8 protein-coding genes are annotated in these 12,318 nt (G+C 35.9%); 4 read left to right on the top strand and 4 right to left on the bottom strand.

The genetic code is table 11. The features are described from left to right. Positions 1-320, top strand: a 320-nt coding sequence (locus M983_RS17510) for a DUF6201 family protein (protein WP_210433232.1), incomplete at its 5' end; no start/stop codon positions are given. A 56-nt stretch (positions 321-376) separates the two neighbouring features. Here M983_RS17510 and M983_RS06440 read toward each other — a convergent pair. Then, positions 377-583: a hypothetical protein gene (locus M983_RS06440; protein WP_066748838.1), complete on the bottom strand. Its 207-nt coding sequence runs from the start codon at positions 581-583 to the stop codon at positions 377-379. A gap of 725 nt (positions 584-1,308) precedes the next feature. Here M983_RS06440 and M983_RS06445 point away from each other — a divergent pair. The 3 genes from M983_RS06445 to M983_RS06455 all read left to right on the top strand — a co-directional run bounded on the left by M983_RS06445 (position 1,309) and on the right by M983_RS06455 (position 9,255). Next, positions 1,309-1,944 carry an OB-fold-containig protein gene (locus M983_RS06445; protein ID WP_066748840.1) on the top strand — a complete coding sequence of 212 codons (636 nt, stop codon included), beginning with the start codon at positions 1,309-1,311 and terminating at the stop codon, positions 1,942-1,944. Positions 1,945-2,029: 85 nt separating this feature from the next. Then, positions 2,030-4,225, top strand: a complete 2,196-nt coding sequence (locus M983_RS06450) for a hypothetical protein (RefSeq protein WP_066748843.1) — start codon at positions 2,030-2,032, stop codon at positions 4,223-4,225. 92 nt (positions 4,226-4,317) lie between these two features. Further along, a complete protein-coding gene (locus M983_RS06455; RefSeq protein WP_066748846.1) occupies positions 4,318-9,255 on the top strand; it encodes a DNA repair ATPase in 4,938 nt (1,645 codons plus the stop codon). A gap of 106 nt (positions 9,256-9,361) precedes the next feature. Here the strand turns inward: M983_RS06455 and M983_RS06460 are convergent, their stop codons facing one another. The 3 genes from M983_RS06460 to M983_RS17990 all read right to left on the bottom strand — a co-directional run. After that, positions 9,362-10,024 carry a fructose-6-phosphate aldolase gene (locus M983_RS06460; protein ID WP_066748849.1) on the bottom strand — a complete coding sequence of 221 codons (663 nt, stop codon included), beginning with the start codon at positions 10,022-10,024 and terminating at the stop codon, positions 9,362-9,364. Positions 10,025-10,296: 272 nt separating this feature from the next. Continuing rightward, complete coding sequence (locus M983_RS06465; RefSeq protein WP_066748852.1) at positions 10,297-10,908, bottom strand: lytic polysaccharide monooxygenase; 612 nt, start codon at positions 10,906-10,908, stop codon at positions 10,297-10,299. Between the two features lie 344 nt (positions 10,909-11,252). Further along, a partial coding sequence (locus tag M983_RS17990; RefSeq protein WP_281180101.1) for an RHS repeat-associated core domain-containing protein occupies positions 11,253-12,318 on the bottom strand: 1,066 nt, incomplete at its 5' end.

The raw sequence follows: 12,318 nt of genomic DNA on the forward strand, positions 1-12,318 counted from the left end.
TTTACCAAGCCTATATATATAAGATAAACCCAATAAATCCAATAGGAATATATTTATACATTACCGAAACTGATCCTGTCTATGTAGTGTTATATAAAAATGAGCAATATTTAGGGCAGAGCTCTCCTTTTACCATGATTTATTCATACTCACTTCTTCAATCAAATCCAACACTACCTATTGATAAATTAGAAAAAAATAGTTCATTTTTAGATAATTCATTTTATATCATTATTGCAGATGAAAATATAGATAATGCTTATGAAATAGATAAGAAAAATAAAAAATGGTGGAGTTATATTTTGCAATATTTTCACTAAAATATATACCGACACAATGATATAAGTGAATTGCATTTATATTAACAGAATCGTTATTATTTTTTTAAACTACTTTTTGTACCAATATTTTTAACTAAACTCATCACTGCCGAGCCACCTTGAGCACCAGCTTGTTGAGTGCCTTTTGAACCACTTGAAATAACTGAAGACACCGTAAATCCAAGATTTACCCCACTCCAACTTACAGCACCAAACCAAAAAAGCGGTAATACGATATACATAGCGCCGAGCACTAAATTCATGATCCAACCATCAGAACCAGTACTTGTGTCAATATCCCTTTAAGTGAGGCACACCAACTTAGAGCTTTCTAACTGTTTACAATAGGCATCTGGTGGTGTCCACTTCCCTTAAATTTATTCAAATAATAATAAGTTTAGTATAAACAAAAAATTATTTTTATATTTCTTATACTCAGTATATTGGTATATTGGTTTTATTCTCCTTTTAATACACAAATTAAAAAATAATTATCTATCAGCTGAGATTTATTCATCATTCATTATTCATCTCTTTTTATCTAAAAAGATTATTCTATAAAGACGACAGAAGAATTCATTATTGGATAATCTTCCTATAAAAAATAAAACAAAGAGAATGATAATAAAGAAAAAAGATTATTGTGATAATGATCACGAAATTTTCTCTATCGCTATTTATAGAATTAAATAAATAAGAAGATGATTATCTCTATAAAAAGTTCTATTCATTATGAATACATTCCTAAACAATGGTTAAAAATATTGTATTTACTTTATTTATACTCATAAAGAATGCTCCGATACAATAAAACCAGATAAGTTATAATATTCAATCAAATCTTAATAAAGTATATTAAATAGCTTATTAGGAATAGACCATTGAATAAACATGTCACTCAACACATACTTTCTCAATGGTTTAAAGTAATATTAAAAATATTAATCACTTGCTACTGCGCTGTTTTTTTTAAATCAAGAGAATCTCTATGAATTTGTTTTTCCAAAACAGTCTTGCTTTTCCCAGCATTATTTTTAGTGCTCTCCTTATTATTATCCTTTTCTACTGGTTATGTGCTGCATTTGGTCTATTAGATATCGATTTATTCAATATTGATAGTGAATTAGATATAAATGCAGATGCCACTGGTCTTGCAGGCTGGTTAACAAAATTAGGGCTAGCGGGCATTCCTGTCACCATTATTTTGACCTTTTTTACCCTTTTTGGCTGGTTTATTAGCTATTTTGCCGTTCACTGGGGAATACGTTTTATTGAAAATAATTTACTTCGTTATTTAGCCGGGATTATTGTTTTTTTTATTGTCGCTTTTATCTCTTTAAATTTAACAGCGATATGTTTAAAACCAATTCGTAAAAAATTAGCGGCACTCAATAAGCCTAAATCAGTCCAACAACTTATTGGAAAGTTAGCAACAGTACGCTCAGGTACAGTGAATGAAGTAAAAGGTGAAGCCATTTTAGAAGATGGTGGCGCAGGATTATTATTACAGATTAGAGCACCTTCAGCCGAAAATATTCAACGAGGCGATCGCGTTATGATTATTAGCTATGATGCGCTAACTCATAGTTACCAAGTCGTTACAGAAGATGAGTTTCGTCACTAATACCTGCATTAATAAAATGATATTGAATTAATAGATACAACAAGATTAAAAATGACGACATCGTCTGAAATTACGGAGAAAAAGTATGGATTTTGCTTTCTTGATGCCTTTTGTAACCGTTATTGGGTGCATCATCTTAGTTATATTAGGTGTATTCGGGTTATTTAAAGCATTTTATATTAAAGTACCACAAGGAACTGCGCTGATAGTCAATGACATGTCATCTCAGCCTAAAGTGCATTTTACGGGTGCGCTTGTCTATCCTGTTATCTACAAAAAAGAGTTTATGCGTATTTCTCTTTTAACGTTAGAAGTCGATCGTCGAGGTAAAGACGGATTGATTTGTCAGGATAATTTGCGTGCTGATATTACGGTTGCTTTCTATTTACGCGTGAATGAAACCACAGAAGATGTCTTAAAAGTGGCAAAAGCCATTGGTGTCGATCGCGCATCAGATCATCAAGCCGTTAGCACACTGTTTAGTGCAAAATTCTCAGAAGCATTAAAAACGGTAGGTAAACAATTCGATTTAGCGAAACTTTTTGAAGATAGACAAAATTTTCGTGATCGTATTGTCGATGTCATTGGTAAAGATCTTAATGGTTATGCACTTGAAGATGTCGCCATTGATTATTTAGAACAAACACCAAAAGCAGCGCTTGATCCTAATAATATTTTCGATTCTGAAGGTATTCGTAAAATTACCGAAATTACCGCAATTCATAATATCGAAACCAACCAAAAAGAACGCGATCAAGAACTCGCTATTCAAAAGAAAAATGTTGAGACCAGAGAAGCCAGTCTTGCGTTAGAACGTCAGCAAGCCGATGCAGAAGCTCGTCAAAAACGTGAAATTGATAATATTCGTGCTCGTGAAAATTCAGAGACTTTACGCGTTCAAGAAGAAGAGCGTTTAAAATCAGAACAAGCTCGAATTCAAACTCAACAAGAGATTGAAATTCGAGAAGAAAATCGTATGCGTGAAGTCGAAGTTGCTCAACAAAATCGCACAAGAGCCGTTACCATTGAAGAAGAACGCGTTAATCGCGCTCGTGAATTAGAAATTGTGGCCCGTGAACGCGAAGTTGAATTACAACGTATTGAAAAAGAAAAAGCGTTAGAAGAAGAACGTAAAAATATTTCAAACGTTATTCGTGAACGTGTTGCCGTTGAAAAAACAGTCGCACAAGAAGAAGAACGCATTAAAGAAGTACGTGAAATCTCAGAAGCAGAACGTATGAGACAAGTCACCGTAATTAATGCGCAAGCAGAAGCAGAAGAATCACTCGTTCGCCAAGTGAAAAAAGCTGAAGCAGATGAATCAAGTGCGAAACATAAAGCTGAAGAAATCAGCACAATGGCAAAAGCAGAGTTAGAAGCCTCTGCAAAACAAGCTGAGGCGAAAAAACGTTTAGCCGAAGGTATTGAAGCTGAACATGCTGCATTAGGCCTTGCAGAAGCGCGTGTACGTCAAGCAACAGCAGAGGCAGAAGAGAAAGAAGGTTTAGTGTTAGCCAATATCACTGCTGAAAAACTGTTAGCTGAAGCGCGTGGATTAAAAGAGAAAGGCTTATCAGAAGCGCAAGTGATGGAAGCCAAAGCACAAGCACAACAACAACAAGGTTTTGCAGAAGCGAAAATACTAGAAGAGAAATTAGCAGCGCAAGCGCGTGGTGAAGAGCAACAAGCCAATGCGAAAGAGAAATTAGGCCTTGCTGATGCGAAAATTCTTGAAGAAAAACTAGCAGCACAAGCGCGTGGTGAAGGCCAATTAGGCTCAGCACAAGCTGAAGTAATTCGTCAACGCTTGAAAGCAGAGGCTGATGGTTTAACAGATAAATTTAAATCAATGGATCACCTCAGCGATACGGCTCGTTCACATGAAGAATTCCGTATGCGTCTTGAGAAAGAATTTGAGCAATCTATGGCCTCAATTGAAGCCAATAAAGAGATTGCTCGTGAACAAGCTGATGTATTGGCAGCTGCTCTCACGAAGACCAATATTGAGATAGTGGGTGGGGATGGTAGCTTCTTTAATACCTTCTCTAAAGCATTAAGCTTAGGTAAAGCAGTCGATGGTTTTATGGATAAGAGCAGTTTTGCTAAAGAAAACGTTGAAAAGCTCATTAATCGCAATCAACAAGGTAACAAATTAGATGTTGCTTCTTTACTCAATAATCCAGAAGTCCAAGAATTAATTAATGGCTTTATGGCAACCAAAGGTGCAAACCAAGCACCTAAAGCTGTGACTGAAAAACCAAACTCATCCAAAGAGGATTAATCTCTCTCATTGGATATAAAAGACATAACGCAACTGGTGTTATGTCTTTTTTCACTGTTTTTACTGTTTAAGCCAAGGAAATCTGTTAAATCATGTCTGAAATTCTGGATACGAATCACGAACAGGAAATGCTCGATAGTGCCGTTGCACAAGGTGGCGCTTATGAAATATTACGCAAACGCCTAACAGAGCAAGGTCAGCAACTACAGCAAAAAGCGATTGCACTTAATCAACATCGCCTTGATGAATTTGGTCAAAGCCAAATGGAAATCATTGGCCGTATTCGCATCAGAACAGAGAATAACTGTCAAGCGCGAGACATTGTTCGTGTGGGTGATTGGCTATTATTTGGTTATAACGTTTTTCTTGGATTAAAACGGGAAACACATCTCGAAGACGTTTTTTCACTTTATCGTTTAACTGAAAATAACGGTGAATTTGATGTTGAAGCGGTGCCTTATGAAGGTACGTTCTTAAGTGATCATCGCTTTATTCAAGATTTTACTGAGCTTTATACTTATTATAAAAATACGCAGCTTCTTCAATTAGTTGAACGTGATGGTAAATTACTTGCCAGTTTCCAAATTGGCGATCGTATTACCGATGTGCGTGTTTTTCGCTGGTCAATTTCCAGCGATAAACAGCGTATTGAATATATTGATAATCGCGGTGAACGCGATATTGCTTTACCCCCTGCTTATGATTTTGAGTGGATAAAAACACAACGTGAAGATAGCGTTAATGGTCGTTTCCCTCATATTAATATCCTAGATACCGTTTTCGTTGAAACTATCGGCGGTGATCTTACCGTTAAATGTGAAAATAATACCGAAGATGGATTAGGTATCTACCGTGAAGCTGTCTTAGATAAAAATCAATCTCTTGATGATGCACAAATTGAATATGCACAAACAGGCAGTTTAATTTTATTAAAAATCCTACCTTATCGTGAAGAAAACTGGCGTTATTTGGTCTATAACATCTTAACGCAAACCGTACAACGTATTGATGCCATTGGGCAAGCATGTGTGCAGTTACCAGAAGATCACGGTATTATTTTTCCAGGTGGGTATTATTTACAAAATGGTGAATATAAAACCTTTGATCAGCCGATGGAAGGGATGTATTTTCGCCGTTTACGTCGTTCACCTAATGGTGAAGATGTCCTTTATGTCTTTTATTCTCCGACTCAAGGTCGCCTTGCGTTATTCAACTACAATATGATTGAACGCAAATTAGCAATACCTTTAATCGGACATGGTTATGCCATGTTAGAAGATGGCAAAATGGTACTTTTTGAAGGTGAAGGCGAAGAAGCAACACGAGTTCATCCAATGCAAGTATGGCAAACCCCCTTCTATTCTGAAGAATTTGCTGATAAACAACCGCCTCGTAATGGTTTTTATGGTCGCATCGGTAATGCTGATTTAGTTCGTGGTATTTCTGAAATTTTACATGTAGCTAAAGAGATAGAAGGTAATCATGTCTCTATTGCTCGTTATGAACAACTAAGCCAACAACCTAAAAGTTTACTTGATCTCTATTACTGGTTTAATGATGAACACTGCTTAGAAATTGGAAAATTACTCAAAGAGATAGCGCAAACCAGTGAGTTAGTGTTGGATGAATATGAAAAAGTAGAAAGTATTCGTCAACAATCTACCAAATCAATGCAAGAAGCCGTTAATCGTCAAAAATCGCTACTTGCATTAACGCTTCCTGATAGTTGGACTGATATTCAAGCGTTTGTTGATAGCTTGAATTCGCTCAATGCACATCGTGGCCACCTTATTTCTTTACGTGAATTCCGCTATATGGATCTCACTAAATTAGGTGAGATGGAAGAGGAAATTACGCAAGCACAAGAGCGTGTTTCACAATCAACAGCACAATTTCTCGCGAGCGATAAAGCCTTACAGCCATTTAAAACCACCTTAATCAAGCTTGAAGAGGCTATCGATAAAGCTGAAAATAGCGCTCAGCTTGAAGCACCAATGAAAGATATAGAAAAAATGTCTACAGATTTGGATATGTTATCAAATTTAATGGCATCGCTGACATTCCAAGATGTCACACAGCAAACACAAATCATTGATGCGATCTCACAAATTTATGCGCAATTAAACCAATCTCGAGCACGCTTACAACAAAAACGTAAAGCGCAAACGAGCGTAGAAAGTGTGGCGCAATTTGGTGCTCAATTTCGCTTATTTAGCCAAGGTATCACTAATGCGCTATCGCTAGCGACTGATCCTGAACGTTGTGATGAACAGCTTTCTCGCCTACTTATTCAATTAGAAGAATTAGAAAGCCAATTCAGTCAACATGATGAATTCCTGGATGATATTTTATCAAAACGTGAAGAATTATTAGAAACCTTTGGCTCACACAAACAAGTCCTTCTTGATGAACGCCAGCGTCGTTCACAAAATCTGTTAACCGCAGCTAACCGTCTACTGGAAAACCTACAACGTAGAACAGCGCGTTTACAGTCACAAGATGAATTGAATGCCTTTTTTGCATCTGATCCGCTGTCTCTAAAAACGCGTGAAATCATTGAAAAATTAAGAGAAATCAATGATAACGTTAAAGCGGATGATATTGATGCTCGTCTCAAATCATCTCGTGATCAGGCTATTCGTATTCTTAGAGATAAAACCGATATTTTCGAAGATGATGGCAATATTATTAAATTAGGTCCTCATCATCGCTTTAGCGTTAATACACAAGAGCTTGATCTGACTATTTTGCCAAAAGAAGAAAAACTTTGGCTTTATTTAACAGGCACTGATTTTCAAGAGCCGATTGAAAATACAGAGCTTGAACAATTAAAACCTTATTGGAATGCTTCACTCGAATCAGAATCAGATACGGTATATCGTGCAGAATATCTTGCTTATTCAATAATTTATACCGCATCAAAACGCCAAGAAGGTTTAACTTATCAGAGAGTAAAAGAAGCTCTTGCTGTACCTGATAAACTGGAAAAATTAGTGCGTGATTTCGCAACTCCACGTTATAAAGAGGGATACGAAAAAGGAATACACGATCACGATGCTATTCTTATTTTAAAAAAATTAATTCCAACAGGCGAAAGTGCGGATTTACTACGTTATAACCCAACAGCTCGCGCTATTGCAGCGATTTTCTGGGAAAATATACAAAATGATGCTTATCCTGCTTTATGGCCTGAACGTGCGAGAACTGCACTTAATATTCAGCAATTATTCCATAATGAAGAGGCCTTACTTGACCTTCAAGCAGAGATAGAAGCCGATATTCGCCTATTCCTTGCAGATAATCCTATTAATTGTGAAAGCGATATTCCAATACAAGCCGCCGAATATTTAAGCTTAACATTGGCAAGAGCACCTATTGAAATTGTATATAGCAAATATGCGAAAGAATTAGTTCTGGCATTACAAAGTCGCTTAGAAGAAGCACATATGTGGCTCGACTTTAATTATTCACAACAAAATTTAGCCTCTCGCTATGCTCAGCGTTGGGCGCTTATTCAAAATTGGCTACAAGGTTTATGTTCATTACCTGAATACACACATCTCTCACCGTATATTCCTGGTGCTATCGCGATTGTTATTTTAGATAAAGTCGCATCAGCGCGTTATAGCGAAGTTGACCTCTATTTTACTGTTAATGGATTATTAGGCTCGCATCCAACTATTGAAAATCAAACCTTATCTCTTAGCTTAGATAATTATTTCCGTCGTATGCGAGAACAACGTAAACGCTTTATTCCAGCATTTCGCCAATATCTGGCTTTACGTCAGCGCATTATAAATGAAGAGCGTATTCGCTTAAAACTGCATGAATTCAAAGCAAAACCATTGAGTTCTTTTGTAAGAAATAAACTTATTAATGATGTCTATTTGCCAATTATTGGTGACAATATGGCAAAACAAATTGGTGCATTAGGTGAAGGTAAGCGTACAGACTTAATGGGATTATTATTAATGATTTCCCCTCCTGGCTACGGTAAAACCACATTAATGGAATATGCAGCCGATCGTTTAGGGTTAATCTTTATGAAAATAAATGGCCCTGCATTAGGCCATAATGTGTTATCACTAGACCCTGAGCAGGCACCGAATGCTACAGCAAGGCAAGAGCTAGAGAAACTGAATTTAGCACTTGAGATGGGAAATAATGTTATGCTATATCTTGATGATATTCAGCATACACACCCAGAATTTCTGCAAAAATTTATCTCACTGTGTGATGGTACACGACGTATTGAAGGGGTATGGAAAGGGAAAACAAAAACCTATGATATGCGTGGTAAGAAATTCTGCGTTGTCATGGCTGGTAACCCATATACCGAATCAGGTGAAGTATTCCGTATTCCTGATATGTTAGCTAACCGCGCTGATATTTATAACTTAGGTGAAGTATTGGGTGGAATGGATGACGCATTCGCACTGAGTTATATTGAAAATAGCTTAACATCTAATTCTGTATTAGCCCCATTAGCATTACGCGATCTTAATGATCTTTATCTTTTCGTTGATAAAGCGATGGGGAAATCTATTTCAACCAATGCATTAAGTTATCCTTATTCTGATGCTGAAATAAATGAAATAGTTATGGTACTTAAACATCTCATCACGCTTCGTGATGTCGTATTAAAAGTTAACCAACAATATATTGCTAGTGCTGCTCAATCAGATAAATATCGCACAGAGCCTGCGTTTCGTTTACAAGGTAGTTATCGTAATATGAATAAACTCAGTGAAAAAGTATCTGCGGTAATGAATCATGATGAGATAGAAAGATTATTAGACGATCACTATCTCGGTGAGGCGCAATTACTAACGACAGGCGCAGAAGAGAACTTATTAAAACTTGCAGAGTTACGTGGAACACTCACCGAGAAAGACGCGCAACGTTGGCAAGATATTAAGAAAGACTTTATGCGTAATAAATCGTTAGGTGGCGATAATGCGGATATTGGTGCTCGTGTTGTTACACAACTTGCCAATTTAGTTGAAAGCGTTCAAGGAATTGGTAAATAAATTTACTTTGCTTATTTTATATTAATAATCATAAGCCTACTTCTAAGTAGGCTTATTTTTTATAGAGTAAGATTAAATGCAACCAAATAGAATAATATTTTCTCTATTACAATAAACGGCGTTTAAATGTATTTTGCCAATCATCTGTAAATTTAGTGACTGCATCATCCACAACAGGTGAATGAATAATTGAGTAAGCAAGTTCTATCGGTAATGTCACCGCAGAAGCGCCTGCTAATAAACAATCAACCACTTGGCGTGGTGTTTTAAAACTGGCGGCTAAGATTTTTGTGGGTAAATTGTGCATCGTGGTTAAGGTTTGTAATTCTTTTACAACTCTTACGCCATCAGAGCCTTGCCTATCCATTCTATGTACATAAGGTGCAATATAATCAGCACCAGCAAGTGCCGCCATTAATCCTTGAGAAACACTGTAAATTGCCGTTCCTAATACCAACATGTTTTTCTGTTTTAACTGTTTAATTGCAATTAATCCTGCTTCTGTGACTGGGATTTTTATGACGGTATTATCTGCAACATTACCGATACGTAATGCTTCTTCAATCATCGTATCAACATCACTTGCAATGACTTGTGCAAAGAGCCTGCCTTTTCCACCCATTGCTACTTTTAATTCAGGTAATAGTGTTTCAATATCTTGTGCTGACTTGGCAATAATAGAAGGGTTAGTAGTCACACCTGCAATAGGAAGAACTTGAGAGAGTTTTCTGACTTCTTCAATATCCGCTGTATCTAAATAGATTTCCATTATGATGCCTCAATGATGTGATTTTTAAGCCAAATAATTATAGGTATAACGTAGAAAGTAGCATTGTGCGCGATGAATTTCTAGTCAACTCAATGAAAATAGCGCCTATACAAAGGCGCTATTGATTAAAATTCAATAATAAATGGCTATTATTTTTATTTAAATACTAAATAATGACCAATCTAAATTTAATATTCATGACTAGATTATATTTAAGATAGGGCATATCCAATATCATTATTTATATTAAAAAATAATTTTAATTAAATTGATTATTTTTTAAATTCAGCATCTATAACTTGATAAAAAGCATTACCTGTATCTGCAATATCCCAAACGCCTAAAATAATCTGATAACCTGAGCGCTGTGGTATATTACAATTTATCTCTACGGTTTCTGTTGGTATTTTGCCATTATCATCTTGTTGGCAGAATGGCGTTAAATCAAAATCCGCACGGGTCAGTGGTTTATTTACATCCCACCCTTGTTTCGTAATGAAAAACCGCCATGATTCAGTGCTATGTTTAGCTGTTAATGTCCATTTAAACGTATTTTCTCCACTTTTCATTGCCACTTTATGCCAACGATCCGCACTTTGTGCATTTAAAGCAGAAAAAGCTTCTTTCCCACCACTAGCAATTTGGCCATCAGCCGGGCCATCTTTAGGAAATCCTTTAAGCCCCTCAATTGATTGAGGTTCATACTGTATTGGACCACAATCTTTATTTAAATTTTTCCCTTTTGCTGAACAAAGGAAAGCTCTGCTCGGAGGGACATCAATATAGCCATGTTTTAACGTCACATCAGCTGACGCAGTTGAAATAAAACCCGCTGATGATAGTAATAATGTTGCAGTGAATACCATAAGTTTATTTTTCTTCATAATAAAGCCTCATAATTATTAATAAGTGTTTTTAAATATAATGATTGCATCAATCACAATATATATTAGTCAAAAAAAGATAATTAAATATTCATTTATTTATATTTGTGAGCGATATCGATATTTAATTTAATATTAAAATGGAACTAACACTGTTATTTAATATTTATTAAATGACTATCAATAATAAAAATAATAAATTAAATTATTTTCATTACTTTTTTATATTTTATTAAAAGAAATAAAATCATTGATATAAAATAAAAACAACCCAAATAAGACTGAAATGCTGTCTCTCTGGGTTGCCTGTTTTGGGTGTACTCTAACAATACATAATTTGTGTATTAATGAGTCTTAGTGATGCAGCTCAATCTTCGAAGAAAACGATTCCCTCTGGTTAAACCATCTGAATGAGTTAATGAAGCCAAGCTATTACTAGTTTTATTTATTTCTCCATCACTCATCCCATATGTAGTAATTTCGCTATTATAGGGAACATGTTTCAGTCTTATGTAGGTAATATATTGTTCCTTTCCACTGTCTTTATCACCACTGAAAGATGTAAAATTTATGATTTCGTATTGTCCATTTTTTGGTAACAGTACTTCACGCTGTGGCATGCTCACTGATGTAAATGGCCTGAACTGTAAACGTGTTCCCATAGCAGAATAAATATCATAAATAATGACCTGTTTGTGCATCTGATAAAACTGTTGCGTCTTGAGAGCACTGACACTACTCGTCGTGGATAAGTAAGCAGGGTCACCTAACCTATCTCCAATTTTCAATACTCCCGAAGCTAGTTTACTGCTAATTCCAGAGTCAGGCACTGCACGAAGAAAATCCCCCTCTATTTTTGGCATCTTTTTTAAAGCTTTTTCAAGATTATTTATTTTTTTTGTTATCTTTCTCGACAAATCGTTAGCATGCGGTCCATTCTCTCGTAAATAGGCATTTATTTTATTACTGTCCCCTGTGGTATAATCTTTTATAGCCACCACGTATTTACCAGCCATTTTTTTCGCTAAAGCACTGCCTTCGGCCAATTCATTATCTAAATTCATCATAACATCCTGATAATAAGAATCATTCAGCTGTTTAGGTGTCATTTTTTGTAATACTTCATCTTTTCTTCCTTCAGGCGTAAAGCTAGGATTTCTTCCATCTGGGTCTGTTATTGTAACTGGGTTATTACGCACCATTCGGTATAAATTTAGTCCATCCACCGTACCGGCTGGGTCGGCACTTAACCAACGACCAATCCACGGTTGATAATAGCGATAACCATAGTAATACATCCCCGTAGAATCTTTTTCTTTACCTGAATAACGAATGGTTTTGTAATTAGCCTCTACTGCATTTTCGCTAGACCAAATCGCAGTGCCACCATAAGGGTAATACTCTTCATAA

This window comes from Proteus myxofaciens ATCC 19692, from assembly GCF_001654855.1.
GTDB classification, from domain to species: domain Bacteria; phylum Pseudomonadota; class Gammaproteobacteria; order Enterobacterales; family Enterobacteriaceae; genus Proteus; species Proteus myxofaciens.

Coding starts and splice junctions, on each gene's coding strand:
- M983_RS06440 (WP_066748838.1), bottom strand. CDS start 583: ATGAATTTAGTGCTCGGCGCTATGTATATCGTATTACCGCTTTTTTGG.
- M983_RS06445 (WP_066748840.1), top strand. CDS start 1,309: ATGAATTTGTTTTTCCAAAACAGTCTTGCTTTTCCCAGCATTATTTTT.
- M983_RS06450 (WP_066748843.1), top strand. CDS start 2,030: ATGGATTTTGCTTTCTTGATGCCTTTTGTAACCGTTATTGGGTGCATC.
- M983_RS06455 (WP_066748846.1), top strand. CDS start 4,318: ATGTCTGAAATTCTGGATACGAATCACGAACAGGAAATGCTCGATAGT.
- M983_RS06460 (WP_066748849.1), bottom strand. CDS start 10,024: ATGGAAATCTATTTAGATACAGCGGATATTGAAGAAGTCAGAAAACTC.
- M983_RS06465 (WP_066748852.1), bottom strand. CDS start 10,908: ATGAAGAAAAATAAACTTATGGTATTCACTGCAACATTATTACTATCA.